This window comes from Labrys wisconsinensis (assembly GCF_030814995.1).
In the GTDB taxonomy this organism is placed as follows: Bacteria; Pseudomonadota; Alphaproteobacteria; order Rhizobiales; family Labraceae; genus Labrys; species Labrys wisconsinensis.
This window is the reverse complement of sequence record NZ_JAUSVX010000020.1, coordinates 122,908-149,659: the sequence shown is the minus strand read 5'-3', so window position 1 is coordinate 149,659 and position 26,752 is coordinate 122,908. Positions and strand designations below refer to the sequence as shown.

The 26,752-nt window shown below is 69.5% G+C and carries 30 protein-coding genes; 14 read left to right on the top strand and 16 right to left on the bottom strand.

The features are described from left to right. Both QO011_RS35925 and QO011_RS35920 read left to right on the top strand, forming a co-directional pair. The coding region (locus QO011_RS35925) for a TOBE domain-containing protein (protein WP_307283343.1) at nucleotides 1–549 on the top strand (549 nt) is incomplete at its 5' end. Nucleotides 550–607: 58 nt separating this feature from the next. After that, nucleotides 608–1,336 (top strand): SDR family oxidoreductase, encoded by a 729-nt coding sequence (locus tag QO011_RS35920; RefSeq protein WP_307283341.1) that lies wholly within the window; start codon nucleotides 608–610, stop codon nucleotides 1,334–1,336. Nucleotides 1,337–1,418: 82 nt separating this feature from the next. Here QO011_RS35920 and QO011_RS35915 read toward each other — a convergent pair whose 3' ends face one another. The 6 genes from QO011_RS35915 to putA form a co-directional block, all read right to left on the bottom strand. Next, nucleotides 1,419–1,862: an SRPBCC family protein gene (locus tag QO011_RS35915; protein ID WP_307283339.1), complete on the bottom strand. Its 444-nt coding sequence runs from the start codon at nucleotides 1,860–1,862 to the stop codon at nucleotides 1,419–1,421. A gap of 44 nt (nucleotides 1,863–1,906) precedes the next feature. After that, nucleotides 1,907–2,272 (bottom strand): YciI family protein, encoded by a 366-nt coding sequence (locus tag QO011_RS35910; RefSeq protein ID WP_307283336.1) that lies wholly within the window; start codon nucleotides 2,270–2,272, stop codon nucleotides 1,907–1,909. Nucleotides 2,273–2,370: 98 nt separating this feature from the next. Continuing rightward, nucleotides 2,371–2,784: a nuclear transport factor 2 family protein gene (locus tag QO011_RS35905; protein WP_307283333.1), complete on the bottom strand. Its 414-nt coding sequence runs from the start codon at nucleotides 2,782–2,784 to the stop codon at nucleotides 2,371–2,373. Nucleotides 2,785–2,925: 141 nt separating this feature from the next. Then, nucleotides 2,926–3,627: a class I SAM-dependent methyltransferase gene (locus QO011_RS35900; RefSeq protein ID WP_307283330.1), complete on the bottom strand. Its 702-nt coding sequence runs from the start codon at nucleotides 3,625–3,627 to the stop codon at nucleotides 2,926–2,928. Nucleotides 3,628–3,762: 135 nt separating this feature from the next. Next, nucleotides 3,763–4,110, bottom strand: a complete 348-nt coding sequence (locus QO011_RS35895) for a type II toxin-antitoxin system Phd/YefM family antitoxin (protein WP_307283327.1) — start codon at nucleotides 4,108–4,110, stop codon at nucleotides 3,763–3,765. Between the two features lie 53 nt (nucleotides 4,111–4,163). Next, nucleotides 4,164–7,259, bottom strand: coding sequence for a bifunctional proline dehydrogenase/L-glutamate gamma-semialdehyde dehydrogenase PutA (putA, locus tag QO011_RS35890; RefSeq protein ID WP_307283325.1), 3,096 nt, complete (start codon nucleotides 7,257–7,259; stop codon nucleotides 4,164–4,166). Nucleotides 7,260–7,381: 122 nt separating this feature from the next. Between putA and QO011_RS35885 the strand changes: the two genes are divergently transcribed. Further along, the gene (locus QO011_RS35885) at nucleotides 7,382–7,849 is read left to right on the top strand and encodes an Lrp/AsnC ligand binding domain-containing protein (RefSeq protein ID WP_307283321.1); all 468 of its coding nucleotides are present in this window, start codon (nucleotides 7,382–7,384) and stop codon (nucleotides 7,847–7,849) included. A 230-nt stretch (nucleotides 7,850–8,079) separates the two neighbouring features. Here the strand turns inward: QO011_RS35885 and QO011_RS35880 are convergent, their stop codons facing one another. Further along, complete coding sequence (locus QO011_RS35880; RefSeq protein WP_307283318.1) at nucleotides 8,080–9,039, bottom strand: site-specific tyrosine recombinase XerD; 960 nt, start codon at nucleotides 9,037–9,039, stop codon at nucleotides 8,080–8,082. Next, nucleotides 9,039–9,182 carry a histidine kinase gene (locus QO011_RS35875; RefSeq protein WP_307283315.1) on the bottom strand — a complete coding sequence of 48 codons (144 nt, stop codon included), beginning with the start codon at nucleotides 9,180–9,182 and terminating at the stop codon, nucleotides 9,039–9,041. The genes QO011_RS35880 and QO011_RS35875 overlap by 1 nt, the downstream gene beginning before the upstream one ends. 210 nt (nucleotides 9,183–9,392) lie before the next feature. Here QO011_RS35875 and QO011_RS35870 point away from each other — a divergent pair, with 210 nt between their 5' ends. The 3 genes from QO011_RS35870 to QO011_RS35860 are packed head-to-tail and all read left to right on the top strand — an operon-like array spanning nucleotide 9,393 to nucleotide 12,430. Next, on the top strand, nucleotides 9,393–9,983 hold the full coding sequence (locus tag QO011_RS35870; protein WP_370882060.1) for a shikimate kinase: 591 nt from the start codon (nucleotides 9,393–9,395) through the stop codon (nucleotides 9,981–9,983). Continuing rightward, complete coding sequence (gene aroB / locus QO011_RS35865; protein ID WP_307283310.1) at nucleotides 9,980–11,098, top strand: 3-dehydroquinate synthase; 1,119 nt, start codon at nucleotides 9,980–9,982, stop codon at nucleotides 11,096–11,098. The genes QO011_RS35870 and aroB overlap by 4 nt, the downstream gene beginning before the upstream one ends. A 39-nt stretch (nucleotides 11,099–11,137) precedes the next feature. Further along, nucleotides 11,138–12,430 carry an HlyC/CorC family transporter gene (locus QO011_RS35860; protein WP_307283307.1) on the top strand — a complete coding sequence of 431 codons (1,293 nt, stop codon included), beginning with the start codon at nucleotides 11,138–11,140 and terminating at the stop codon, nucleotides 12,428–12,430. Between the two features lie 48 nt (nucleotides 12,431–12,478). Here QO011_RS35860 and QO011_RS35855 read toward each other — a convergent pair whose 3' ends face one another. The 4 genes from QO011_RS35855 to QO011_RS35840 all read right to left on the bottom strand — a co-directional run bounded on the left by QO011_RS35855 (nucleotide 12,479) and on the right by QO011_RS35840 (nucleotide 15,830). Next, the gene (locus QO011_RS35855) at nucleotides 12,479–12,772 is read right to left on the bottom strand and encodes a type II toxin-antitoxin system RelE/ParE family toxin (RefSeq protein ID WP_307283304.1); all 294 of its coding nucleotides are present in this window, start codon (nucleotides 12,770–12,772) and stop codon (nucleotides 12,479–12,481) included. Further along, nucleotides 12,769–12,996 carry a hypothetical protein gene (locus QO011_RS35850; protein ID WP_307283301.1) on the bottom strand — a complete coding sequence of 76 codons (228 nt, stop codon included), beginning with the start codon at nucleotides 12,994–12,996 and terminating at the stop codon, nucleotides 12,769–12,771. Before QO011_RS35850 ends, QO011_RS35855 begins: the two co-directional genes overlap by 4 nt. Before the next feature lie 109 nt (nucleotides 12,997–13,105). Then, nucleotides 13,106–14,911, bottom strand: coding sequence for an ABC transporter ATP-binding protein (locus tag QO011_RS35845; RefSeq protein WP_307283300.1), 1,806 nt, complete (start codon nucleotides 14,909–14,911; stop codon nucleotides 13,106–13,108). A 304-nt stretch (nucleotides 14,912–15,215) separates the two neighbouring features. Then, nucleotides 15,216–15,830: a TetR/AcrR family transcriptional regulator gene (locus tag QO011_RS35840; RefSeq protein ID WP_307283298.1), complete on the bottom strand. Its 615-nt coding sequence runs from the start codon at nucleotides 15,828–15,830 to the stop codon at nucleotides 15,216–15,218. 157 nt (nucleotides 15,831–15,987) lie between these two features. Here QO011_RS35840 and QO011_RS35835 point away from each other — a divergent pair, with 157 nt between their 5' ends. Then, the gene (locus QO011_RS35835; RefSeq protein ID WP_307283296.1) at nucleotides 15,988–17,574 is read left to right on the top strand and encodes an MFS transporter; all 1,587 of its coding nucleotides are present in this window, start codon (nucleotides 15,988–15,990) and stop codon (nucleotides 17,572–17,574) included. 224 nt (nucleotides 17,575–17,798) lie between these two features. On the opposite strand, the gene minE is transcribed toward QO011_RS35835, so the two are convergent. Genes minE through minC form a run of 3 tightly spaced genes read right to left on the bottom strand, consistent with a single transcriptional unit; the run spans nucleotide 17,799 to nucleotide 19,599 of the window. Next, a complete protein-coding gene (gene minE, locus QO011_RS35830) occupies nucleotides 17,799–18,074 on the bottom strand; it encodes a cell division topological specificity factor MinE (protein WP_307283294.1) in 276 nt (91 codons plus the stop codon). Then, nucleotides 18,071–18,886, bottom strand: a complete 816-nt coding sequence (gene minD, locus QO011_RS35825; protein ID WP_307283292.1) for a septum site-determining protein MinD — start codon at nucleotides 18,884–18,886, stop codon at nucleotides 18,071–18,073. The genes minE and minD overlap by 4 nt, the downstream gene beginning before the upstream one ends. A 23-nt stretch (nucleotides 18,887–18,909) precedes the next feature. Next, complete coding sequence (gene minC / locus QO011_RS35820) at nucleotides 18,910–19,599, bottom strand: septum site-determining protein MinC (RefSeq protein WP_307283290.1); 690 nt, start codon at nucleotides 19,597–19,599, stop codon at nucleotides 18,910–18,912. Between the two features lie 371 nt (nucleotides 19,600–19,970). Here minC and QO011_RS35815 point away from each other — a divergent pair, with 371 nt between their 5' ends. The 6 genes from QO011_RS35815 (at nucleotide 19,971) to QO011_RS35790 (ending at nucleotide 25,368) form a co-directional block, all read left to right on the top strand. Then, a complete protein-coding gene (locus QO011_RS35815) occupies nucleotides 19,971–20,672 on the top strand; it encodes a helix-turn-helix transcriptional regulator (protein ID WP_307283288.1) in 702 nt (233 codons plus the stop codon). A gap of 72 nt (nucleotides 20,673–20,744) precedes the next feature. After that, entirely contained in the window at nucleotides 20,745–20,933 is a 189-nt protein-coding gene (locus QO011_RS35810; RefSeq protein WP_307283285.1) for a type II toxin-antitoxin system HicA family toxin, read from the top strand. Then, nucleotides 20,933–21,352, top strand: coding sequence for a type II toxin-antitoxin system HicB family antitoxin (locus tag QO011_RS35805; protein WP_307283282.1), 420 nt, complete (start codon nucleotides 20,933–20,935; stop codon nucleotides 21,350–21,352). The genes QO011_RS35810 and QO011_RS35805 overlap by 1 nt, the downstream gene beginning before the upstream one ends. Nucleotides 21,353–21,997: 645 nt before the next feature. Further along, the gene (locus QO011_RS35800; protein ID WP_307283279.1) at nucleotides 21,998–23,128 is read left to right on the top strand and encodes a type III PLP-dependent enzyme; all 1,131 of its coding nucleotides are present in this window, start codon (nucleotides 21,998–22,000) and stop codon (nucleotides 23,126–23,128) included. A gap of 112 nt (nucleotides 23,129–23,240) precedes the next feature. Further along, nucleotides 23,241–23,804: a GNAT family N-acetyltransferase gene (locus QO011_RS35795; protein ID WP_307283276.1), complete on the top strand. Its 564-nt coding sequence runs from the start codon at nucleotides 23,241–23,243 to the stop codon at nucleotides 23,802–23,804. A gap of 133 nt (nucleotides 23,805–23,937) precedes the next feature. After that, on the top strand, nucleotides 23,938–25,368 hold the full coding sequence (locus QO011_RS35790) for a homospermidine synthase (protein WP_307283273.1): 1,431 nt from the start codon (nucleotides 23,938–23,940) through the stop codon (nucleotides 25,366–25,368). A gap of 37 nt (nucleotides 25,369–25,405) precedes the next feature. Here the strand turns inward: QO011_RS35790 and QO011_RS35785 are convergent, their stop codons facing one another. Next, complete coding sequence (locus QO011_RS35785; protein WP_307283271.1) at nucleotides 25,406–26,143, bottom strand: SDR family oxidoreductase; 738 nt, start codon at nucleotides 26,141–26,143, stop codon at nucleotides 25,406–25,408. Nucleotides 26,144–26,369: 226 nt separating this feature from the next. On the opposite strand from QO011_RS35785, the gene QO011_RS35780 reads away from it, so the two are divergent. Beyond that, complete coding sequence (locus QO011_RS35780; RefSeq protein WP_307283266.1) at nucleotides 26,370–26,744, top strand: VOC family protein; 375 nt, start codon at nucleotides 26,370–26,372, stop codon at nucleotides 26,742–26,744. Nucleotides 26,745–26,752 lie beyond the last annotated feature (8 nt).

The window sequence follows — 26,752 nt, the reverse complement described above, 5'->3', positions numbered from 1 at the left end:
ACCATGATCTACGTCACCCACGACCAGGTCGAGGCGATGACGCTCGCCGACAAGATCGTCGTGCTGCGCGACGGCCGCGTCGAGCAGGTCGGCTCGCCCCTCCAGCTCTACCATCATCCCCGCAACCGCTTCGTCGCCGGCTTCATCGGCTCGCCCACCATGAACTTCATCGCGGTGACCGCAGGGGCCGCCGGCGCGGCCGGCCTCACCGTCGACCTGCCCGGCGGGGCCGCCCTCACCGTGCCGGTCTGCGCCGACGGCATCGCCCCCGGCGACACCGTGACGCTCGGCATCCGCCCCGAGCATCTCAGGCGCTCGGACACCGGCGAGCTCGCCGGCGAGGTCATGGTCGTCGAACGCCTCGGCGGCCAGACCTTCCTCTATGTCCAGATCACCGCCTCCAGCCTCTTCATCGTCCAGGCCGACGGCGCTGACGCCTCAAGGGTCCATGACCGCGTCGGCGTCAGCGTCACCGCTTCAGCCGCGCATCTGTTCGGACAGGACGGCACCGCGCTGCCTGCCCTGCAAAGAAATCCCCTCGCGGTATGAGCGTGCGCCGCCGAGCGCAGGCTGAAGCCCGATTTTCGAGTCCATAAGGAGACTGACCATGGCCAACGAGCTCGATGGAAAGATTGCCGTCATCACGGGAGCGGCCTCCGGTATTGGACTGGCGACAGCGCAAGTTCTCATGACGGCGGGCGCGACCGTGGTCATGGTCGATCGAAATGCTGCGGCGCTGAGCGAGCTCGTCGCGAAAGCAGGTGGAAAGGCGATAGCGCAGGTCACCGACTTGCTCGATGTCGACAGTTGCGCCGCCATGGTCCCCGAAATACTGAAGAAAACCGGCAAGATCGACATCCTTCATTGCAATGCCGGAACATATATCGGCGGCGATCTGGTGGATACCGACGCGACCACGATCGACCGCATGCTGAATCTGAACATCAATGCCGTCATCAAGAATGTCCACGCCGTCCTTCCGCACATGATCGAGCGCGGTGTCGGGGATATCGTCGTGACGTGTTCACTGGCAGGCCATTCCGCCATCAAGCACGAGCCGGTCTACTCCGCGTCGAAATGGGCGATGACCTGCTTCACGCAGACCACGCGCCGCCAGGTCAACAAGCACGGCGTGCGCGTCTCCCAGGTCTCGCCCGGGCCGGTCATCTCGGCCTTGCTGGCGGACTGGGAGGCAGATCGGCTGCAGGCGGTCAAGGATGCGGGGGCGCTGATCGACCCCTCGGAGGTCGCCGAAGCCGTCCTGTTCATCTTGAGCAGACCGCGGAATGTCACGATCCACGACGTCATCGTCTTGCCGACGAACGTCGACGCCTGACGGCTCCTTCCGCAACTCGGGACGCCGGCGCCGGATCGCGGAGGCCGCCCGGCGCCGGCCGCCTCCGCGCGACCGCGATGCCCTACTGGTTGATCTCGGGCTCGACGAGCCTCGCCAGGTTCTGCAGCGACTCCTGCCAGCCGAGATAGCAGGCCTCCAGCGGAATGACGTCCGGCAAGCCTGCCTGCGTGATATCCAGCTCGGTGCCGACCGACACCGTCTTCAGCGTCACGGTCACCTGCATCTCGCCGGGCAGATTGGGATCGTCGAACCTCTCGCTGTAGCGCAGACGTTCCGCCGGCACGAGCTCGACATATTCGCCGCCGAACGCGTGGTTCTCGCCCGTCGTGAAGTTCCGGAAGGACATCTTGAAGGTACCGCCGACGTTCGGCTCAAGATGATGCACCGTGCAGGCAAAGCCATTGGGCGGGAGCCATTTCGCAAACGCGTCCGCCTCGAGGAACGCGCGATAGACCTTCTCCGGGCTGGTCGCCAGAACGCGGTGCAGGCGCAGGGTGTTGGGCATGCTCTTCATCCTTCTTGAACTGACGGTACGGATGTTGCCGCCGGTCAGGCGCCTGGTATCGGCAGGATCGGCATGATCTCCACGGATTCGCCCGGGAAGATCGTGAAATGTGGATGGTTCTCGAAGAGCTCGGCGGCCGCCTCGTGCGAGTCCGCGCGCACGACCGTGAAGGCGCCCATCTCGTTGCTCACATCCTCGATGCCGCGCTCGGTGACCTTCTTCGTCTTCCCCAGCGGCCCGCCCATGGCGACGAGCGCCGCGTGATGCTTTTCGACCCAGGCTTTCCAGGCGGCGATGCCTTCCTGCTCCTTCGCGCGCCGTTCCACCTCGGGAAGGGCCATCCACGCCTTCATGCGCGGGTTCGTCTTGCTGCCGAGAAAGACGGCGAGGTAGGTGTCGGTCGTGGTCATGCGATTTCCTCTCCTCTGCGGGTTGCCGGCGAAAGCTGGGCGAGGATGCTTTCGACCGGGCCGATCGCGCTCCGGACGCCGGAACGCCTCCGGTCTCTCTAATCCGTCGCCGGCACCGAATGGTGCTCGTGCCGGATGCGCCAGGCGCCGTCGACCTTGCGAAAGCCGATGGTCAGCCGAAACGGGAAGCCGCCCGGCACGGGAGGACCGCTGACTGTGGCCGACCCGCACCGCATGATGGCGACCGCAAAGGCGACGGTGTCCCCGGCGCATATTTGCAGCTCTTCGACGTCGAAGGCTTGCCCGGGCTCGTGATAGGCGAAGAACAGATCCCAGGTCTTCTCGTATTCCGCCATGCCGCGCGACTGTAGCGGCGGCGGCACATCGAACATGACGATGTCGTCATCGTGATGGGCCAGGACGGCCGGAAGGTCATGCCGCCGGACGGCATCGGCCCAGGCTTCGATGATGACCCTGATCTCGGATTCCGCGATTCCAATCCGTTGCGACACGACCTTCGCTCCCATGAATCAGCGATCCATGATCAGAGGACGAGCGAGGCCCCGTCGATCCGACACGGGATGTCGGATTTTTTTGAAAGCGTCGGCAGCGGTCCGTCCTGCCGCGGATGTCAGCCGCCGTGAGGCCGCGTCCTATCGCGGGCGCCGCCCGGCGACGCAATATTGCGCGCCGCTCGGCGCAAAGCCGAGAGCGCGGTCGAGCCGGGCGCCGAGCCCGTCCACCGCCGGCAGGCTGAGGATGAAACGCGCCTCGACCGGCTCGAAGCCGCCCTGGCGCATGAGGCGCCTGGCCGTCGGCATGGACAGCAGCACCGCGTCCTTGTCGAAGACGCAGCGCTCCACTGCCCAGCGCGTCAGCGGGTTCCAGGGATTGTGCTCGAACACGGCGAAGACGCCGCCCGGCTTCAGCACCCGCAGCGCCTCGGCGACGAAGCCCTGCCAGGCCGGCACCGGCACGTGGTGCCAGACGCAGATGGCGAAGGCCGCGGCGAAGCTGGCGTCGGCATGGGGGATGCGCACGCCGTCATAGGCTGCAAAGCACGCGCCCGATGCCTTCTCCTGCGCCAGGCGGATGGATTCCGACGAGATGTCGATGCCGCTGAGCCGGGAATAGCGCCCGCCGAGCAATGCCTCGTAGGTGCCGACGCCGCAGCCGATGTCGAGGATCGGCGCATCAGCGCCGATGCCCTCGCGCACGAACAGCTCGGCGAGATAGCGCGCCTTGGCGGCGACGAAGGTCTCGACCTTCAGACCGGAGAAGGCGATCGACTGGTTGACGGCCGCCTGGTAGCCGGAGGCGAACTGGTCGAATTCCGCCGTCTGAGTTTCGGCCATGGCTCCCGGCGCTCCGCCCCGTCGAAGGTGCGGCATAGCAGAGGAGCCGTTGGTGATTGGTTAACCTGCGGCCTCGCCGAACTCCTGATCCACGGCATAAACGAGCAGGTTGGTATCGCGGGTGAGACGCATCGATCACCAATCGTACAGACTGTCGCGATCAATGCGATAACCGCCAAGTGGCAGGCCTTCCGCGAGCGTCCCCAACAGACGTTCCCAGGCCGCAGATTTGGCTCCGTTGAGCGACCGTCGATCGACGGGCGTGAGCTGGGCCACCGCACGGCCTCGACGCGTGATGATCACCGTCTCTCCCTGGGCGGCTTGCCCGAGGATTTCGGAAAACCGACGGTTGGCGTCGGCAGCCGAGACGAAGCGCGTCATATTTTCCTCAAATAATAGTATCAGTACAACAACAAATGATGCGGACCGGTGGATGGCAGCGACATGATGCCATGCCGCACGCAATCTGAGCACGACCATCATTCGAGGATCACTGGAGTCGAGCAGGAGGCTTCGGTGATCGTGATGGTCTGCAGCTATTCCTCGCCCATGGCGATCAGGCTGGCATTGCCGCCGGCCGCGGCGGTGTTGACGGCGATCACCTGCTCGGCGGCGAAGCGCTTCAGATAGTTCGGGCCGCCCGCCTTGGGCCCGGTGCCGGAGAGGCCGACGCCGCCGAAGGGCTGGGTGCCGACCACGGCGCCGATCATGTTGCGGTTGACGTAGATATTGCCGACCGCCATGCGTTCGGCGACGGCGGCGAGCGTCGCCTCGATGCGGGTGTGGACGCCGAGCGTCAGGCCGTAGCCGGTGGCGGCGACGGCATCGAGCAGCGGCGCGAGCCGGCCGGCCTTCCAGCGCACCACGTGCAGCACCGGGCCGAAGACCTCGCGCGTCAGGTCCTCGACCCGGGCGATCTCGAAGATGTGCGGGCCGACGAAGGTGCCCTGCGCCGGGGCCGCCATGGCGAGATGCGTCCGGGCCGCGCCCTTCATGACAGCGATATGCGCCTCCAGTCCCGCCTTGGCCTCGGCGTCGATCACCGGGCCGACATGGGTGGCGGGCTGTCGGGGGTCGCCGAGCTTCAGCTCCTCCGCCGCGCCCTTGATCATGGCGACGACCTTGTCGGCGACGTCCTCCTGCACGCAGAGCAGCCGCAGGGCCGAGCAGCGCTGGCCGGCGGAGCGGAAGGCCGAGGTCACCACGTCGTCGGCGACCTGCTCGGGCAAGGCGGTGGCGTCGACGACCATCGCGTTGATGCCGCCGGTCTCGGCGATCAGCGGCACGATGGCCGCGTTCTTGGCCGCCAGCGAACGGTTGATCGCCCAGGCCGTCTCGGTCGAGCCGGTGAAGGCGACGCCGGCCACGGCGGCATGGCCGGTCAGCGCCGCACCGGTGCGCCCGTCGCCGAGCACGAGGTGCAGGGCGGACGTGGGCACGCCGGCCTCGTGCAGGATCTTCACCGCGGCATGGGCGATCAGCGGCGTCTGCTCGGCGGGCTTGGCCACCACCGCATTGCCGGCCGCCAGCGCCGCCGCCACCTGGCCGAGGAAGATCGCCAGCGGGAAGTTCCAGGGGCTGATGCACACGAACACGCCGCGGCCGCGATGGCGCAGGATATTGTCCTCGCCGGTCGGCCCCGGCATGTGCTCGCCGGGCCCGAAAATCTTGCGCGCCTGCGCGGCATAGTAGCGGCAGAAGTCGACGGCTTCGCGCAGCTCGGCCAGCGCATCGTCGAGCGTCTTGCCGCCCTCGTCCTGCAGCAGCGCCAGCAGCATGCCGCGCCGCGCCTCCATGAGGCCCGCCGCCTTGTCCAGCGCCGCGGCGCGAACGGTGACGTCGGTGCGGTCCCAGGCGTGGAAGCCGGCGGCCGCGGCCGCCATCGCCGCGCTCGCCGCCTCGGCGCCGGCCTCGGTCACCGTGCCGACCGGGCTGCCGTCGATCGGCGAGAGCACCGGCCGCGGCGTGCCGCCGCCGGCCTTGCCGCCGATGATCGAGGCCGCCTCGGCCAGCTTGCGGCCGGCGGCGATCTCGGCCTCGAGGCCGGCGAGGGCCTCGCGCGAGCCGAGCTCGACGCCGGCGGAGTTGGGGCGCTCGGCGCCGTAGAGCGCCTTGGGCAGCGGGATGCGGGCATGCCGCGCCCGCGCCGGCGAGCCGACCAGGGCGGCCGGGCGCTTCAGCAGCTCGGTGACCGGCACGGCCGGGTCGGCCGACACCGAGACGAAGTTGGAATTGGCGCCGTTCTCCAGGAGCCGGCGCACGAGATAGGCCAGGAGGTCGGCATGGCCGCCGACCGGCGCATAGACCCGGCAGGCGGCCGCCGGCAATTCGCGCATCAGCGCCTTGTAGGCCTGCTCGCCCATGCCGTGCAGGCGCTGGAACTCGTAGCCCTCGACCCCGCCGGCCGCCTCGATGATGCTGGCGATGGTCAGCGCATTGTGGGTGGCGAACTGGGGATAGAGATGCGGGCGCGCCGCCAGCAGCCGGCGGGCGCAGGCGACATAGTTGAGGTCGGTCACCGGCTTGCGCGTGAACACCGGATAGTCGTCGAGGCCGCGCTCCTGCGCCCGCTTCACCTCCGTGTCCCAATAGGCGCCCTTGACCAGGCGCACCATCAGCCGCCGGCCGAGGCTCGCGGCCAGCGCCTCGACATGCTCGATGACGGCGAAGGCGCGCTTCTGATAGGCCTGGATGGCCAGGCCAAAGCCGCTCCAGCCCGCCAGCCCCGGATCGGCCAGCACCGCGGCGATGACGTCGAGGGAGAGCTCCAGCCGGTCCGCCTCCTCGGCGTCGATGGTGAAGTTGAGGTCGTAGCCCTTGGCCTGGCGGGCGAGCTCGACCACCTCGGGCACCAGCTCGGCCATCACCCGTTCATGGCTCACCGCCTCGTAGCGCGGATGCAGCGCCGAGAGCTTGACCGAGATGCCCGGCCGCGCCGGCAGCGCCTCGTTGCCGGCATTGCGCCCGATGGCATCGATGGCGTCTGCATAGCTCTTGAAGTAGCGCCTCGCGTCCTCGGCGGTGCGGGCGCCCTCGCCCAGCATGTCGAAGGAATAGCGAAAGCCGCGGGCCTCGCCCGAGGCGGCGCGCTTCAGCGCCTCGCCGATGGTCTGGCCGAGCACGAAATGCGAGCCGAGCACCTTCATGGCCTGGCGCGTCGCCGTGCGCACGGTCGGCACGCCGATGCGCTTGGCGAGCGAGGCGACGATGCCCTCCGGCGTCTCGCCGGGCTGGATGATGCGCGCGGTGACGCCGAGCGCCCAGGCCGAGGCCGAGACCAGGAAGGCGTCCGACTTGGTCTCGCGGTGGGCCCAGTCGCCTTGCCCCAGCTTGTCCTCGATCAGCGCATCGGCGGTGACCTTGTCGGGCACGCGCAGCAGCGCCTCGGCCAGGATCATCAGGGCGAGGCCCTCCTTGGTCGAGAGCGAATATTCGCGCAGGAAGTCCTCGATGCCGCCGATCGAGCCGGCGCTGTCGCGGATCGCCTGGATCAGGCGAGTGGCGCGGGCGTCGATCCGCGCCTCCGCCGCCTGGTCGAGCCGCGGCTGGTTGAGGAGCCGGCCGACGATGACGCCGTCGTCGGCAGCATAGGGAGCGGCGAACATGGGCAGGTCGGATCTGGCGGCGGTCATGGCGGCGGCTCCCCGGGGCAGGCCTGGATTATCGCAGCAAGACAGGGGTGAAACGATCGGGATCTTTGGGATTTTTCCGAGGAATTCGCTATGATATGACGATTCAATGGTGAAATTGCCGTATGGCCCCATCGTCGCTCGACCGCACCGACCGCAAGATCCTCGCCATCCTGCAGGCCGACGGGCGCATCGCCACCGTCGACCTCGCCGACCAGGTCGGCCTGTCGCCGACCGCCACCACCGAGCGGGTGAAGCGGCTGACGCGCGAGGGCTTCATCACCGGCTACGGCGCCCGGCTCGACCCGACCCGGCTCGACCGCTCCTTCCTCGTCTTCGTCGAGGTTCTGCTCGACAAGACCACGCCCGACGTGTTCGACCGCTTCGCCGGCGCGGTGCGGCGCACGCGCGACGTCATCGAGTGCCACATGGTGGCCGGCGGCTTCGACTATCTCCTCAAGGTCCGCGTCGCCGACATGGCCGCCTATCGCCGCTTCCTCGGCGAGGCGCTGTGGAGCGTGCCGGGCGTGCGCGAGACCCGGACCTATACGGTGATGGAGGAGGTGAAGGCCGAGCCCGGGCTGCCGGTGTAGGGCGGGGGAAAGGGAAGGCAAGACGGAATCCACCACCCCGCGACGTCATGGGCGTGCTTGTCACGCCCATCCACGCGAACACGATGGGGGGCCGCCAAGGGCACCGGCCGACCGTACCGTCAGCAACTCGACGTCGAGTTCGCGTGGGTGGCCGGGACAAGCCCGGCCATGACGGCGAGGTTCCCGCGGAAAGCCCTGGGACCCCCGTTCTCCACCGCCCGCCGCTCCCCCTACTCGTCCCCCAGCGGGTGCAGGTCGCGCACCATCGCCTTCATGCGCTCGTCCAGCACGTGGGTGTAGATCTGCGTGGTGGCGATGTCGGCGTGGCCGAGCATCATCTGCACCGAGCGCAGGTCGGCGCCGTTCTGCAGGAGGTGGCTGGCGAAGGCGTGGCGCAGCACGTGCGGGCTGACCCGGTCGGGCCGGATGCCGGCCGCCGCGGCGACCGCCTTGAGGTCGCGAGCGAAGTGCTGGCGCGTGAGATGGCCGCTCTCGCCGAAGGACGGGAACAGCCAGGGCGAGGGCCTGGCCTCCGCCTTGCCGGCCTCGGCCCGCGCCGCGTCGAGCAGGGCGAGATAGGCCTGCATCGCCGCCTTGGCCGCCGGCGTCAGCGGCACGATGCGCTCCTTGGCGCCCTTGCCGACCACGGCGAGCACGTCGACGCCCGGCCGGGCGGCGGTGCGCTTCAGGCTGACCAGCTCGGAGACGCGCAGGCCCGAGGCATAGAGCGTCTCGAGAAGCGCCGTCATCCGCGCGGCGCGCAGGCGCTCGGGCAGCGGCCGGCCGCCGTCCTCGACGCCTTCGCGGGCGCAGGCGAGGAGGCGGTCGACCTCCTCCACCGACAGGACCTTCGGCAGCGTCCGGCCCCGCCGCGGCCCGTCCAGCATGGTGGTCGGGTCGTCGCGGCGCAGGCCCTCGGCATAGAGGAACTTGTGCAATTGCCGGATGGCCGAGAGGTGGCGGGCCGTCGTGGTGGCCTTGAAGCCGAGCCCGGCCAGGGCAGCCAGGTGCTCGCGGGCGTGCTCGGCCGTGGCGGTGACGATCGAGACGCCGCGCGAGGCCAGGAAATCGCGCCAGTCGCCGAGGTCGCGCCGATAGGCGTCGAGCGTGTTCGCCGCCGCGCCGCGCTCGGCCGACCCCATCTCGAGAAAGGCCTGGATCAGCTGCTGGTCGCTCGGCGTCCTCGCCATTATTGTCCGATCCTCGTCAGCGGCACCGGCGTGACCATCTCGCGCGTCGCCGGCTTCACGAAGGTGGCGAGCGCGTACAGGGCGCCGTATCCCAGCGCTCCCAGCACTGCCAGAATCGTCAGGAAGCGCAGGAGACTCGGCATCGCAGGATGAGCTCGCGGGCCATGTCCTGTTTCGATCACGGACGAGAGTGATTTGGCAACATGGCGAAGCTGTGAGCGGATGAAGGCGGTGGTTTGCCGTCTCCTCAAGTCGCGCCCGCGGCCTCGCCCGAGCCTGCCCGCAGGCTCGCTCTTGCGTCCGGCGTGCCGTCCGGCCAAAACAGCGGAACAATCGAGTTTCTCGGACAGGCGATGGATGTGACGACGAAGACCGCACCGGGCGAGCGCGAGCGGGCGCTGCTGGCGGCGCTCGGCGCGCGGTCGGTGGTGCTGATCGGCATGATGGGTGCCGGCAAGAGCGCCGTCGGCAAGCGTCTCGCCGGGCGTCTGGGCCTGGCGTTCCACGATGCCGACGCCGAGATCGAGGCCGCGGCGCAGAAGACCATTTCCGAGATCTTCGCCGAGGAGGGCGAGCCCTTCTTCCGCGACAAGGAGCGGCGCGTCATCGCCCGCCTGCTCGACGGCCAGACGCCGATCGTGCTGGCCACCGGCGGCGGCGCCTTCATGAACGAGGAGACGCGCGGGAACATCCGCGAGCACGGCGTCTCGGTCTGGCTCAGGGCCGATTTCGACGTGCTGATGCGGCGCGTCCGGCGCAAGGCCAACCGCCCCCTGCTCAAGACCGCCGACCCCGAGGCGACGTTGCGCGGCCTGATGGACCTGCGCTACCCCGTCTATGCGCAGGCCGACGTCACCGTCCATTCGCGCGATGTCGCCCATGACGTCGTCATCGAGGAGGTGACCGCCGCCCTCGAAGCCCATCTCGTCGGAGCAACCGCGTGACCGAGCCGACCATCGTCCCCGTCGCCCTCGGCGAACGCTCCTACGACATCGCCATCGGACCGGGCCTGCTGGCCGGCGCCGGCGCCCGCGTCGCGGCGCTGGCCCCCGGCGCCCGCGTCGCGGTCGTCACCGACGAGACGGTGGCGCGCCTGCATCTTCCCACCCTCGCCGCCGGCCTGGAGGCCGCGGGGCTGAAGCACGCCGCCGTCACGGTCCGCCCGGGCGAGGGCTCGAAGAACTATGCCACCTTCGCCCGGGTCTGCGACGAGCTCATCGCCGCGAAGATCGAGCGCGGCGACATCGTCCTCGCCTTCGGCGGCGGCGTGGTCGGCGACCTCGCGGGCTTCGCCGCGGCGGTGGTGCGGCGCGGCATGCGCTTCGTCCAGGTGCCGACGACGCTGCTGGCCCAGGTCGACAGCTCCGTCGGCGGCAAGACCGGCATCAACTCCCCGCACGGCAAGAACCTCGTCGGCGCCTTCCATCAGCCGAGCCTGGTGATCGCCGATACGGCGGTGCTCGACACGCTCAGCCCGCGCGAGTTCCGCGCCGGCTATGCGGAGGTGGCGAAATACGGGCTGATCGACGACGAGCCGTTCTTCCACTGGCTGGAGCGCAGCTGGCGCGAGGTGCTGGCCGGCGGCGCGGCGCGCCAGACCGCCATCGCCCGCTCCTGCCGCTCCAAGGCGGCGATCGTCGCCCGCGACGAGACCGAGACCGGCGACCGGGCGCTGCTCAACCTCGGCCACACCTTCGGCCATGCCCTCGAGGCGGTGACGCGCTATGACGGCAACCGCCTGGTGCACGGCGAAGGCGTGGCGATCGGCATGGTGCTGGCGCACGAATTCTCAGCGCGCCAGGGCCTCTGCCCGCAGGAGGAGCCCTCGCGCGTCGCCGCCCATCTCGCCGCGGTCGGCCTGCCGACGCGGCTCGGCGAGGTGCCCGGCGGCGTCGGCACGGCGGACGAGCTGATGGCGGCCATCACCCAGGACAAGAAGGTCCGGCGCGGCCAGCTCACCTTCATCCTCACCCGCGGCATCGGCCGCAGCTTCATCGCACGGGATGTCGATCCCGAGGCGGTGCGCCGTTTCCTGGCCGAGAAGCTGGCCGAGGCCTGAACCCGAGACGGCCGGCACCGGCCGAGGGATGCGCCCGTGATGACCGCCGAAACCTGGTTGTCCGCCACGCTGGTCTTCCTGCTGCTCGCCGCCGGCTTCTTCTTCGCGGGCTCGGAGACGGCGCTGACCGCGGCCTCCCGCGCGCGTCTGCTCGCGCTGGAGAAGGCCGGCAGCCGCCGGGCCCGGGTGGTCAACCGCCTGCTCGAGCTGCGCGAGGCGATGATCGGCTCGCTGCTGATCGGCACGGCGATCGTCAACACCGCCGCCGCGGCGCTGACCACCAGCGTGCTGGTCGACGTCTTCGGCAATGTCGGCGTCATCTACGCCACCGGCGGCATTTCCGTGATGACCATCATCTTCGTCGAGGTGCTGCCCAAGACCCTGGCGCTGAACTATCCCGAGCGCTTCGCCCTCGCGGTCGGCTTCCCCGTGCGGCTGATCGTCTGGCTGCTGAGGCCGTTCACCACCGCCGTCAACTGGCTGGTGCGGGGCACGCTGCGCCTGTTCGGCTTCCGCATCGGCAAGGACACGGCCCTGCTCTCGGCCGCCGAGGAGCTGCGCGGCACGGTCGACCTGCTGCATCGGGAGGGCTCGGTCGAGAAGGCCGACCGCGACATGCTCGGCGGCCTGCTCGACCTGCAGGAGCTCACCGTGGCCGACGTCATGGTGCATCGCACCAAGGTGTTCGCCGTCGACCTCGGCCAGGACGCTGCGCGGATCGTGCGCGAGGTGCTGGCCGCGCCCTATACCCGCGTGCCGGTCTGGCGCGGCAAGCCCGACAACATCGTCGGCGTCATCCATGCCAAGGACCTCCTGCGGGCCCTCGACGCCGCCGACAACGACGCCGCCCGCATCGATCCGGAGGAGATCGCCCTGCCGGCCTGGTTCGTGCCGGACTCGACCACGCTCGACGACCAGCTGCGCTCCTTCCGCCGGCGCAAGATGCATTTCGCCTTCGTCGTCGACGAATACGGCGTGGTGCAGGGGGTGGTGACGCTGGAGGACATCATCGAGGAGATCGTCGGCGACATCGCCGACGAGCACGACGTCGCCGTCTCCGGCGTCCGCCCGCAGGCCGACGGGGCCGTGAACGTCGACGGCTCGGTGCCGATCCGCGACCTCAACCGCGCCATGGACTGGACCCTGCCCGACGAGGGCGCGACCACCGTGGCCGGCCTCGTCATCCACGAGGCGCGGCAGATCCCCGAGGCCGGCCAGACCTTCACCTTCCACGGCTTCCGATTCCAGGTGCTGCGCAAGCAGAAGAACCGCATCACCTCGCTGCGCATCACGCCGGTCGAGCGGACTTTGCCTGACGCCAGGAAGACGTGACGCGGCGCCGGCTGCCGGCCGGGACCCCGGCTTGTCCGGTCATCCCGATCACGCCCCGCTCGGTAGAAAAGCCGGACGACGGGCGGCGTGGCGCACGGCGTGAATGATGATTTCATCCTTCGATGCGCGATAGAAGATTACATATGGATAGGATGAAACGGCGATACGCCTGATAATGGGGCGATTGGTAAGTCTGCCCGCCAGAGGATATTGCACAAGCACAGACAGCGTCGCCTCGATGCTTGCGCGAACACTGCGTGCACCCTGCTCCGAGCGTTGATAGAGATAGTCGAGAAGTTGGTCGAGGTCGCGCGCGGCGGGCGTCGTATACCGAAGCCTCATCGGCCGTATTTTGCCCAGATGGCCCGCACTTCGTCCTCGGTGGCAAATTCGCCCCGCGCTGCCGCCGCCTCGGAGATCGCCAGTGCCTCCTCCTCCTCAGGCGTGAGCTGCACGACAGTCTCTTCCTCACCGGCCAACACCAGCATCATTCGCGCAATCTCGTCCTGCACATCCGCAGGAAGCTCGCGTGCTACCGCAACGGCGCGTTCGAGAAGGTCCGTCATGGGTTCCATTCTGCATCAAACTCCTGAGCGGCAAAAGCCCTGCCAGCCGATAGTTCGCAGTTGCCCCCTGCCGGAGTGGAGAGGCGGGGTCGCCCCGCCTCCCCTCGCCTCACGCGGCGACCACGCCCTTGGCCAGCTCCAGCGCCTGGCGCTCGAACAGGCTGCGGTAGATGCCCTTGTCCTTCCGGACCAGGGCATGGTGGTCGCCTTCCTCCACCACCCGGCCCCGGTCGAACACCAGGATCCGGTCCATCGCCCTGACCGTCGACAGGCGGTGGGCGATGACGATGGTGGTGCGCCCGACCATCAGCCGCTCCATCGCCTCCTGGATCAGCGCCTCCGATTCCGAATCGAGGCTCGACGTCGCCTCGTCCAGGATCAGGATCGGCGCATCGGCCAGGAAGGCCCGGGCGAGCGCGATGCGCTGGCGCTCGCCGCCGGACAGCTTGACGCCGCGCTCGCCGACCAGCGTGGCATAGCCCTTGGGCAGGCGTGCCACGAAGTCGTGGGCGTTGGCGAGCAGCGCCGCCCGCTCGATCTCCGCCTGCGAGGCGCCGGGCCGGCCATAGGCGATGTTCTCGGCCAGGGAGCGGTGGAACAGCACCGGCTCCTGCTGGACGATGGCGATCTGCGAGCGCAGGCTCGCCTGCGTCACGCCGGCGATGTCCTGCCCGTCGATCGCGATGCGCCCGCCCGTGACGTCGTAGAGCCGCTGCACCAGCTTGACGAAGGTCGTCTTGCCGGAACCCGACCGCCCGACCAGGCCGACCTTCTCGCCCGCCCGGATCGTGACCGAGAAGTCGTGATAGAGCGGCTCGCTGTGGCTGCCATAGTGGAAAGCCACGTGCTCGAAGGCGATCCGCCCCTGCCCGATGGCGATCGGGCCGGCGCCCGGCCGGTCGGCCACCCCGAAGGGCGCGGCGTGCAGCGCCACCAGTTCCTCCATGTCGTTCACCGAACGCTGGAGGTTGTGGATGTGCATGCCGACGTCGCGCAGATAACCCTGCACCACGGCGTAGGAGGTCAGCACGAAGGCGATGTCGCCGGCGCTGGCGCCGCCGCCGAGCCACAGCCAGAGCGCGGCGCCGAGCAGTGCCGCCCGCAGCAGCACGAGCGACAGGTTCTGCGCCGATCCGGCATAGGTGCCGCGCAGCCAGGTGCGCCGCGTGCGCGTCCGCCACTTGGCCAGCACCGCGGCGATCCGCCCGTCCTCGCGCGCCTCGGCCCCGAAGGCCTTGACCACGGGGTTGCAGGAGATCGCGTCCGCCAGCGCGCCGCCGAGCCGCGTGTCCCAGCTGTTGGCGAGGCGCGCCGCCGGCGCCACCCAGTTCAGCGACAGCACCACCGTCATGGCGACGAAGGCGATGGAGCCGAGGAGGATGACGAGGCCGAGCACCGGCCAGTGCCAGCCGAGCACGATGGTCGTGCCGAGCAGCACCACCAGCGAAGGCAGGAGCGCCGTGAGCAGCGTGTCGTGCAGCGCATCCAGCGCCCACATGCCGCGCGTCACCTTGCGCACCGTCGAGCCCGCGAAATTGTTGGCGTGCCAGTCGGTGGAGAAGCGCTGCAGCCGGGCGAAGGCTTCCGCCACCACCTCCTGCATGGTCTTGAGCGTCATCATGGTGACGCCGGTGAAGGTGAAGTGGCGGAAGACGACGGCGGCGAAGCCGAGCGCCAGCATCAGGCCAAAGGCGTGCAGGGCCGTCGGCCACGCCGCGGGATCGGCCGGGCCGGCCGCGACCGCGTCGATGAGCTGCCCGGCGAACAGCGGGATCAGCACGTCGGCGAGCGTCGAGGCCATGACCAGCAGCGTCACGGCGGCGACCCGGACGGGTTGCCTGCCCCAATGGGCGAAGGTGAAGCGGAGCACCGCCACGAACGGGCTGGCGCGCTCCCGGTTGGGACCATGAGACATGATGATGATCCGGCGTCGCGCAGACGGCCGGCTCCGGAAATGAGGAGCGACCACGACGCATGGCGCGTTGCCGCTCGAATGAAGATCGGGTGATGAAAAGTCGGCTGGGCGGCCGTCAGGCGGGCCGCGGGCGAGTTACGCTCGAGAGCGTCCCGCGTCAGCGGGGGACATGATGCTGTTCGATGCCATGCATTCCTCCCGCGTTGAGGGGTGAGCCGAGGATGCGGACCCTACCGGGCCGACGCGGCTTTTGCAAGCCACGGCGCGCCGCCGAATGCCGAGTGTGACCTTCGGGCCACAACCGCTAGTGCGAGACCCGTGCCGCCAGCCCGTCCCACACCGCCATGGCGTGACGCGCGACGGCCAGCAGATCCTCGCGCGAGCCGCCGTCGCGGGCGCGGATCGACATGCCCTGCAGCACGGTGATGAAAAAGGCGGCGAGCGCCTGCGCGTCGGTGCCGGGCGCCAGCTCGCCGCGGGCGATGCCGCGCTCGAGCTGCAGCCGCACCACGTCGCAGAGCGAGCGCCGGCGCTCGGAAAGCTCGCGCTGCAGCTCGGCATTCTCGGCCGAGCAGGTCATCGCAGCCAGCACGATGAAGCAGCCCGAGGGCTTGCCGGGCATGGTGGACGCCTCGGCGCCCGCCTCCAGCACGGCGGCGATCGCGGCACGCGCGGTCGGATGGTCGTTGAACCCCCTCCAGCAGCCGGAGCCGTCGGTCTCGACATAATGGTCGACCGCCTCGCGGAAGAGCTGCTCCTTGCTGCCGAAGGCGGCATAGAGGCTCGGCGAGGCGATGCCCATCGCTGCGGTGAGGTCGGCGATCGAGGCCCCCTCGTAGCCGCGCGCCCAGAACACCTCCATCGCCTGCTGCAGGGCGGCGGTGCGGTCGAAGCATCTGGGGCGGCCCCGTGCGGCCATTGGTCCTCGTGCGGTGGCCGTGCGATTTCTGTAGCGGTCCACAAATAATTCACTTGACGGCGACGTCAAGCGAAGCGATCGTTTTTGTAACGATCCACACAGAAATGAGGATGCGATGCCGCCGGACAATCCCGCGACAGCGACGGAATCTGCCGCCGTGCCGGACAGGATCGAGCCCGGCAAATGGCTGGTGCTCGGGGCGGTGTGCCTCGCCGCCGTCATGATGCCGCTCTCCTTCACCGGCCCGAGCGTGGCGCTGCCGGCCATCGGCGCCGATCTCGGCGGCAGCCCGGCCGCGCTCGCCTGGGTGCTCAACGCCTTCATCCTCGCCGTCGGCTCGACGGTGATGGCGGCCGGCGCCCTGGCCGACCTCCATGGCCGCAAGCGCATGTTCCGCATCGGGCTGATCCTGTTCGCCCTCACCTCGCTCGGCACCGCCCTGGCACCGTCGCTGCCTGTGCTCGCCCTGGTGCGCGCCGCGCAGGGGGTGGCCGGCGCCCTCGCCATGGTCGGGGGCATCGCCGCCATGGCGCAGGAATTCGAAGGGGCGGCACGCACCCGGGCCTACAGCGTGCTCGGCACCAGCTTCGGCATCGGCCTCGCCTTCGGTCCGATCGTCGCCGGCGTCCTGGTCGAGGCCTTCGGCTGGCGCTCGGTCTTCGCCCTCTCGGTGCTGCTGGCCCTGCTGGTCCTCGCCGTCGGCGTGCCGCGCCTCACCGAATCGCGCGATCCCGATGCCAAGAGCTTCGACGGCTTCGGCATGGCCGGCTTCACCGCCATGCTGCTCCTCCTGACGCTCGCCATCATGCAGGGGCCGCAGAGCGGCTGGTCGAGCGGCATCGTCATCGCGCTCTTTGCCGGCGCGGCGGCGATGCTCGTCGCCTTCCTCATGATCGAGCGGGCGCAGGCCCGCCCGATGCTCGACGTCAGCCTGTTCACCTATCCCAGGTTCCTCGCCGTGCAGTCCCTGCCGGTCGCCACCGCCTACAGCTTCGTGGTGCTGCTGGTGCTGATTCCCACCCGCTTCATCGGCGTGGAGGGCCTCGACGCCTCGCAGACCGGGCTGATGCTGATGCCGCTCTGCGCACCGATGGCGGTCATCCCCTTCGTCGGCGCGCTGTTCACCCGCTGGGTCTCGGCGGGCGTGCTGTCGGGCCTCGGCCTCATCCTCGGCGCCGCGGGGCTGGTGCTGCTGTCGCGCGTGGCGCCGGGCGCCCCGCTCGCCGCCTTCGTGCTGCCGCTCGTCATGATCGGCGTCGGCGCGGCGATCCCGTGGGGGCTGATGGACGACCTCGCCGTCAGCGTCGTGCCGAAGGAGCGGGCCGGCATGGCCACGGGCATCTTCGGCACCATGCGGGTGGCGGGCGAGGCCATCGCCATCGCGGTGACCAGCGCTGTGCTGCTGGCGCTGAGCCAGTCGGGCCTGCGCGAGAAGGCCGGAGGCCTCGGCGAGGACGCCATCCTCGCCGCCGCCAACCGCGTGGTCGGCGGCAGCCTGGCCGAAGCCGCATCCGCCGCAGGCCGGGACGCGTCGGTGCTGCGCCAGGTCTATGGCGAGGCCTTCTCCACCACCATGCTGGTGCTGGCGGCGATCACCCTCCTCGCCGCGGTCGTCGCCATCGCCTTCGTCCGCCGCCACGAGGTCGGCGCCGGCGAGGCCGAGGCGACGGACGAGCCGGCCGGGGATCCGGCGCCGGCCCCGGTCGAGGCCGGGCAGCGTCTGGTGGCTTCCGCCGCGGATTGATCCTGCATCGTCCATGCAGGATCAGGGCCGCCCGGCCTGCCGGAGCGTTCTGCGATGTGGCGGACTCGCAAGGACGCGCCGAAACAAGGAGTTTGGAAGCAAGCGGGTTCGGGAGAGCCTGCTCCGGGGGCTTCGGCTGCCCCTCCCAACGCAAAACACCCTCCCCGCGCCGCGGAAGAGGGCGTTCCATGCCATGGCGATGCCGGCGCCGGGCCGGCGGTCGCTCACATGTTCACGGCGATCTTGGCTCGGGCCACGTTCGGGATCTCGATGTCGATCTCGAGCGTGGAGACCGCCGGGCCGCGGTTCATCTTGACGTGCACCCGCTCGCTGTCGACGGCGACATGCTTGCCGACCACCGCCAGGATCTCCTCGCGCAGGATGTTGAGCAGGTCGGGACGACTGCCGATGGCCGATCGCTCGTGGGCAAGCAGGATCTGCAAACGCTCGCGCGCCACCGGCGCCGATTTGCGTCGGCCGAAAAAGTTGAGCACGTTCACGCAACCCTCCGTCCGAAGAGGCCAGCGAAAAAGCCCTTGCGGTCGCTGGGAACCGTCATTTCCACCTGTTCGCCCTTCAGCCGCCGGGCTGCGTCGCAATAGGCCCGGGCCGGCGGGCTGCTGGGATCGGACAGGGTCACCGGCGAGCCGACATTGGAAGCGCGCAGCACTTCGGGGCTCTCCGGGATGATGCCGAGCAGCGGGATCGACAGGATCTCGATGACGTCCTCGGTCTTCAGCATCTCGCCGCGTCCGGCCCGGATCGGGTCGTAGCGGGTGAGCAGGAGATGCTTCTCCATCAGCTCGCCGCGCTCGGCGCGCTCGGTCTTCGAGTCGAGCAGGCCGATGATGCGGTCGCTGTCGCGCACCGAGGACACTTCCGGATTGGTGACCACCACCGCCGCGTCGGCATGGCGCATGGCGAGCGTGGCGCCGCGCTCGATGCCGGCGGGCGAGTCGCAGATCACCCAATCGAACTTCTCGCGCAGCTCGCCGACGACCCGGGCGACGCCTTCGGCCGTCAGCGCGTCCTTGTCGCGGGTCTGCGAGGCCGGCAGCAGGTGCATGTTGTCGAGCCGCTTGTCGCGGATCAGCGCCTGCGACAGCTTGGCGTCGCCCTGCACCACGTTGATCAGGTCGTAGACCACGCGGCGCTCCGCCCCGAGCACCAGGTCGAGATTGCGCAGGCCGACGTCGAAATCGACCACCACGACGCTCTGACCGCTCTGCGCCAGGGCGGCGCCGAGCGCAGCGGTGGACGTGGTCTTGCCCACCCCTCCCTTGCCTGAAGTCACGACCAGAACCTTGGCCATCCGCCTACCTCGTCTCTTCGATGCTAGTCGAACGCCGCCATCATCATCGCATTGCCTTCGAGCCAGGCCTGGGCAGGCTTGCCGCGAAGCTTCGCGTCCATGGTGTCGGCCGTGCAGTACAGTCCGTCGATCGCCAGCAGCTCGGCCTCGAGCTTGCGGCAGAAGATGCGCGCCTTGGTCTGGCCCGGCGCCGAGCCGGCGATGGCACGGCCACGCAGCGCGCCATAGACGTGGATGGAGCCGCCGGCGACGATCTCGGCTCCCGAGCTCACCGCCCCCATCACGATGATGTCGCCCTGGGGATAGGCCACCGTCTGGCCGGAGCGCACCGGCGTCTCCAGCATGAGCGAGGGCATGGCCCGGGCGGCCGTCCCGTTCGCGCGCTCCTCGATCGGCCGGGCGTCGCGCCCGCCGCTGATCGAGGGCGGCAGCGCCGGATCGAGCAGGCTGGGCGCGGCGCCTTCGATCGCCATGATGCGGATGTCGCGCTTGCCGAGGTCGGCGACCAGGGCGAGCAGCCCGTCCCGATCGAGCTCGATGCCCTGCAGATCGAGCACCACCGGCCGGCCCGAGAAGAAGCCGGGCGAGCGCACCGCCATCAGGTCGAGCTCGGCCAGCCAGTCCTCGAGCGGCGCAACCGGCGCGAGCACCAGCGCCAGGAAGGAGCGTCCCCGGAAGCGGATGGAAGACTGGATGCGGGCCGCGGTCGTCACGATTCGGTCACCTTTCGTTGACCGATAAGGCCGCCCGTATGGTTAATGACGCGTTAATGCGGCGCTGCCCGGCGCATGCTTTCCCGACGAATTGGCGAAGCGTTGCATACCGGCCTCGAAGCCGGCCCGCTCCGGCGCAGGCCGGACGAGCGCAGCGGCTCTCCGTCGCCGATTCGCGCCCGGCGACAAAGCCAGCGGCGCACCCCCCGGTGCTCCAAAAAGGGACAGGCGGCGACCTGGCGATGCGCCCCCTGGGGAACGCCCGGGACGGTGGCGCCCATCGCTCGGGCCCATTGGCGGCAAGGGGGGCGAAGCGCTCTTGCCGGCGTCTGCCGCTGCTGCCAACATGCTGCCAGCATGGCGAGACCCCGATGAGACGCGCCGACCGGCTGTTCCAGATCATCCAGATCCTGCGCCGCTCCCGCCGGCCGGTGACGGCCGACGCCATCGCGGCGGAGCTCGAGACCTCCAAGCGCACGGTCTACCGCGACATCGCCACGCTGATCGGCCAGCGCGTGCCGATCCGCGGCGAGGCGGGCATGGGCTATGTCCTGGACAAGGGCTTCGACCTGCCGCCGCTGATGCTGACCCCGGAGGAGATCGAGGCGGCGGTGCTGGGCGCCCAATGGGTGGCCGGCCGCGGCGATCCGGCGCTGGCCCGGGCCGCCCAGGACCTGATCGCCAAGATCGGCGCCGCCGTGCCCGAGCGCCTCCGGCCCTATGTGCTGGAGCCGGCCACCAGCTCGGTGCCGATCCGGGACAACCTGCCGGACCGCATCGACATGGTGCAGGTGCGCGCCGCCATCCACGGCGCCCGCAAGATCGCGCTGCGCTATCGCGACGAGCAGGAGCGGCCGAGCGAGCGCACGATCTGGCCGATCGGCGTCGGCTATTTCGAGACCACCCGCCTTCTCATCGCCTGGTGCGAGATGCGCCGGGATTTCCGGCATTTCCGCACCGACCGCGTCGAGGAGGCGACGTTCCTCGATGAGCGCTACCCCGAGCGTCCGGCGGCGCTGCGGACGAAATGGCGCCGGACGCTGGCGCAGAGGCGGGAGCGGCAGGCGGGATGAGGTGCAAGGCGATGGACGTGACAGCATCTGTCCTCCGCAGGCTTCTACATAAGTGTGGAATGTGCTAATCTGATGAACGCAAGAGAACTTAGGAAGTGGCTGGCCTCCCCGGGGCGCACTTTCGAACCGAAGAAGGGTGGCTCCGGGCACGTCATCATGCGTCGCGGAGACCGCAAGACTGAGCTACCGATGCATGGCGCCGGCAAGGAACTCGGCACTGGCCTCGTCAACGCGATCAAGAAGCAACTGGGACTGAAGTGATGATCGGATACCGGATCGAGCTCACGCCGGACGACAACGGCACCCTGCTGGTTACCTGTCCGAAAATCCCGATGGTCGTGACCTATGGACAAGATCGCGACGACGCGCTGCATCATGCCGTCGATGCGATCGAGGTGGCGTTGGGCAGCATGATCGCCGATAGCGAGCCGATCCCGCTCCCCGACACGGAAGGGCTGGTGGTGCGCGTCTCCCTCCTCGCCGCGCTCAAGGTCCAGCTCTATGTCGCGCTGAGGGCGTCCGGCATCACCCGGGCCGAACTCGCTCGCCGCCTCTCCTGGAATCGCGAATCGGTCGACCGCCTCTTCCGCCTTGATCATGCCTCCCGCCTCGACCAGCTCGAAGCCGCGTTCGGGGCGCTCGGCCGGCAAGTCGATATCGAGGTGCGGGAAGCGGCCTGAGCAAGGCTTCGCCGCTCCATGGCCTCGAACTTCCCTCCAGTCGGCCCAGCCGAGAGATGCCCTCTCCGCATAGCGCCCATGCAGGGATCCCCAAACCCCTCCCGGGCGCAGATTTTCTCTTGATTGCTACGGGCGATTCCCCTATCTCCCGCCTTGCCCATATTCGCACGTGCCTGTGGCCGCGTGTCGATCGGTGGACATCCGGACAAGAGGCCGGACGGTCGCCCGGAGCGTACGAGGGATCGCGGATGTGACCCTTCGAGGTGGCGCAAGCCATCGAGCTCCAAACACAGATCGGCAGCCGGAGGCGACCGGTGAACCCCGTACTCCGCGGGGGACGCAGCTTGAAGCAACGACGAAGCGGGCTTTTTTGGTCTCAGCCGGTTTCCAGATCCGGCGACTGAAGAGGCTTGTTTCTCTTGCCAGGCGTGCGGACCGGGTTTTCCCGATCCAATCCAAGGCAGTTCCATCGGCTGACGCGTTCTCCCTGAGACGTGTCGTGCCGGCTCGTCATCCCGTCGCGCGGCTGCTCCGGTGGTCGCGGCGTCGGGCGGATCGTCGTCTCCGCGTCCCGCGCCTCCACCGCGCCGGGCCGTGGGGCCGGTGCGCCGTCACCTGCCATTCGGACTGTGGGGAGGCCCCGCCATGACCGACCGTATCCTCGACTATCTCCGCCGCAACCCCTCCGACGCGCCCCGTCTCGTGGTCGACCTCGACGTGGTCGAGCGCAACTACCACGCCTTTGCCCATGCCCTGCCCGACACCCGCGTCTTCTACGCGGTGAAGGCCAACCCGGCGCCGGAGATTCTCGGCCTGCTCGCCCGTCTCGGCTCGAACTTCGACTGCGCTTCGGTGGTCGAGATCGAGCAGGCGCTGGCGGCCGGCGCCACGGCGGACCGCATCTCCTTCGGCAACACCATCAAGAAGGAGCGCGACATCGCCCGTGCCTACGAGCTCGGCGTGCGCCTCTTCGCGGTGGATTGCGAAGCCGAGGTGGAGAAGGTCGCCCGCGCCGCGCCGGGCAGCCGGGTGTTCTGCCGCATCCTCTGCGACGGCGCCGGCGCCGAATGGCCGCTGTCGAAGAAGTTCGGCTGCGTGCCCGCCATGGCCTCGATCGTGCTCGAGCACGCGCACGACCTCGGGCTGGTTGCCTACGGCATCTCGTTCCATGTCGGCTCGCAGCAGGGCAATGTCGAGGCCTGGGACAACGCCCTCGCCACGGCGGCCGGCCTGTTCCGCGAGCTCGCCGAGCGCGGCATCAACCTCGCCATGGTCAACATGGGCGGCGGCTTCCCGGCCAAGTACCTGCGCGCCATGCCCGGCGTGCCGGCCTATGGCGAGGCGATCTTCCGCTCGCTGTCGCGCCATTTCGGCAACCGGATGCCCGAGACCATCATCGAGCCCGGTCGCGGCATGGTCGGCGAGGCCGGCATGATCGAGGCGGAGGTGGTGCTGGTGTCGAAGAAGTCGGCGGACGACGAGGTCCGCTGGGTCTATCTCGACATCGGCAAGTTCCATGGCCTCGCCGAGACCATGGACGAGGCGATCCGCTACCCCATCCGCACCCTGCGCGACGGGGAAGCGACGGCGCCCTGCGTCATCGCCGGCCCGACCTGCGATTCCGTGGACGTCCTCTACGAGAAGACGCCCTATGAGCTGCCGGTGAGCCTGGCGATCGGCGACAAGGTGCTGATCGAAGCCTGCGGGGCCTACACGACGACCTATTCGTCGGTCGGCTTCAACGGCTTCCCGCCGCTGGCCTCCGTGGTGATCTGACCCCGTTCCGGCGGCCCCGCCGCCGGAACCGCCCTTTCCCCGACATCGCCGCGGCGGCTGCGAGGCCGCCGCATCTTCCTTTTGTCTGTCGCTTCCGAAGGGAGCCACGGCCATGATCCGTATTGTCCCGGAAATCCCGCGCCACCACGACGCCCGCGAGGCCCTGCTCGACGCCGCCCTCGCCAACCGTTTCGCCAAGACCTGCGAGCGCCTGCGCGAGGGCCGGCTGCCGGCGGAGGATCTGTCCTTCTCGGCGGTCGGCGACGGGCGCCTCGTCGGCACCGTCCGCCTCTGGCACGTCTCCGCCGGTCCCGGCCGCCGGGCCCTGCTGCTCGGGCCGTTGGCGGTGGACGAGGCGCATCGCTCCGAAGGCATCGGCGGCCAGCTGATGCGCCATGCCCTGGCGCGGGCGGCCCTGCTCGGCCATCGCGCCGTGCTGCTGGTCGGCGACGCGCCCTATTACCAGCGCTTCGGCTTCGACGCCGCGCCGACCCGCGACCTGTGGCTGCCGGGACCGGTGGACCGCGAGCGCTTCCTCGGCCTGGAGCTGGTGCCGGGGGCGCTGGACGGCGCCGCCGGCCTGGTCAACGCCACCGGCGAGCGTGCTCCCGCGCCGGATTTCGCCGCGCTGGTGGCGCGCGCCGCCAACGAGGCCGGCTTCGCCCGCGCCGCATGACTCCGTGCGACGTGACGGGCCGCCCCGCTGGCCCGCCCGTCACGTCGCCGTCACCCTTCTGGCACAAAAGCGTTGCGGACCTGCCCGCCACCGCCTAAGCCCACGCCGACCCTGACCTGACGGAGAGCGCACCATGAGCACCTGGCCCGTTCACGCCAAGATCGACGGCCCCATCGTGATGATCGGCTTCGGCTCGATCGGCCGCGGCGTGCTGCCCCTGATCGAACGCCATTTCGAGTTCGACACGTCGCGCTTCGTGGTCATCGACCCCAACGACCGGGACCGCCGCCTCCTCGACGAGCGCGGTATCCGCTTCATCAAGGCGGCGGTGACGCGCGACAACTACAAGGCGCTGCTGCAGCCGCTGCTCACCGCCGGCGGCGGCCAGGGCTTCTGCGTCAACCTCTCGGTCGACACCTCCTCGCTCGACATCATGGAGTTCTGCCGCGAGCTCGGCGTGCTCTACATCGACACCGTGGTCGAGCCCTGGCTCGGCTTCTATTTCGATAAGAGCGCGGGGCCGGAGGCGCGCACCAACTATGCGCTGCGCGAGACCGTGCTCGCTGCCAGGCGCGGCAATCCCGGCGGCACCACCGCCGTCTCCTGCTGCGGCGCCAATCCCGGCATGGTCTCCTGGTTCGTCAAGCAGGCGCTGCTCAACCTGGCCGCCGACACCGGCCACACGGGCGCCGAGCCGACCTCGCGCGAGGAATGGGCCCGCCTGGCCCAGGCCCTCGGCGTCAAGGGCATTCATATCGCCGAGCGCGACACCCAGCGCTCGCGCAAGCCCAAGCCCCGCGACGTCTTCGTCAACACCTGGTCCGTGGAAGGCTTCCTGTCCGAGGGTGTCCAGCCCGCCGAGCTCGGCTGGGGCACGCACGAGGCCTGGATGCCGGAGAACGGCCGCACGCATGCCGAGGGCTGCGGGGCAGCCATCTACCTCCTGCAGCCCGGCGCCAACACCCGCGTGCGGACCTGGTGCCCGACGCCCGGACCGCAATACGGCTTCCTGGTGACGCATAACGAGGCGATCTCGATCGCCGACTATTTCACCGTGCGCGAGGGCGGCGCGGTCGCCTACCGCCCGACCTGCCACTATGCCTACCACCCCTGCAACGATGCGGTGCTGTCGCTGCACGAGATGTTCGGCCGGGCCGGCAGGATGCAGGAGACGCACGAGATCCTTGACGAGCACGACATCGTCGACGGCGTCGACGAGCTCGGCGTGCTGCTCTACGGCCATGGCAAGAATGCCTACTGGTACGGCTCGCAGCTCTCGGTGGAGGAGACGCGCGACCTCGCCCCCTACCAGAACGCCACGGGCATGCAGGTGACCTCGGCCGTGCTCGCCGGCATGGTCTGGGCGCTGGAGAACCCGAAGGCCGGCATCGTCGAGGCCGACGAGATGGATTTCCGCCGCTGCCTCGAGGTGCAGAAACCCTATCTCGGGCCGGTCAAGGGCTATTACACCGATTGGACGCCGCTGCAGGACCGGCCGGGCTTCTTTGCCGAGGACATCGACGCCTCGGATCCCTGGCAGTTCCGCAACATCCTGGTGCGCTGAAACGAGGGGACCGGCGGACGACGCCGGTCCCTGCCGTTCACAGCGTGCTCATCCCACCGTCGATGATGAACTCGCTGCCGACGGTGAAGCCGCCCTCGTCGGAAGCGAGGAAGACCACGGCCTGGGCGATCTCGTCGGGATCGCCGCGCCGGCCGAGCGGGATCTGGCCAGCCAAGCTGCGGATTGCCGCCTCGTCCATGCCGATCTTGCCGTGCAGGGGCGTGGCGACCGGGCCGGGGCTCACGGCGTTGACCCGGATGCCGCGTGGCAGGAGCTCGCCCGAGAGGGTGCGGGCGAGCGAGAGCAGCGCGGCCTTGCTGGCGGCGTAGACGCTCGAATTCGGCATGCCGATATGGGCGTTGATCGAGGTGTTGAGCACGATCGAGGCCGGGTTCGCCAGCACCGGCAGCAGCGCCTGCACCAGGAAGAATGGGCCCTTGAAATTGACGGCCAGCGAGCGGTCGAAGCCGGCCTCGTCCCATTGCTCCAGCGGCCGGAAATCACCGATGCCGGCATTGACGAACACCGCGTCGAGCTGGCCGAAGGCGCAGGCGACGGCCTCGGCCACGCCCTTCTGGGCGGCTGCGTCGCCGGAATCGACCGGGATGGCCACGGCGTCGGGGCCCAGCGCCGAGCGAGCCGCCTCCAGACGGGTGGAATCGGTTCCCGTCACCGCCACGCGCGCACCCTCCGCCACGAAACGTCGGGCCGTCGCGAGGCCGATGCCGCTGGTGCCGCCGGTGATCAGGGCGCGCTTGCCCTTGAGCCTGTCCATCCGATGATCCTTTCGCAATCCATCGCGGCGCCGGCTGGCCCGCCCGTCGGCGCCGCCCTGCCCTGACGGCAAACATAGCCCGGATCGTCTGCCGTGATCAGCGGCGATTCGGCAGAAATCCCTTTGCGGCACGCCGAGCAATCCGGCGGCCGGCGCTGCGCGCTGCTGACAGGATCCGGCAGCAGGCCGGGCTAGGACTGGGCCTCCCCCCAGCAAGGAGGCCGTGATGCCCGACATCAACCACGTCATCCTCTATGTCGACAATCCGCCGGCGAGCGCCGACTTCTATGCCGGCCTGCTCGACCGGAAGCCGGTCGAATCCTCGCCCGCCTTCGCCCTGTTCGTGATGGAGGGCGGCCTCAAGCTCGGCCTGTGGTCGCGCCACACCGTCGAGCCCGCCGCGACCGCCGGAGGCGGCGGCGGGGAGGTCGCCTTCTCCGTCGCCAGGACGGGCACGGTCGACGCGCTCCACGCCGACTGGCGCGAGCGTGGCCTCAGCATCCTGCAGCCGCCGACCGACATGGATTTCGGCCGCACCTTCGTCGCCCTCGACCCCGACGGCCATCGCCTGCGCGTCTATGCCCTGGCGGAGGCGGCCTGAGCCCGCCG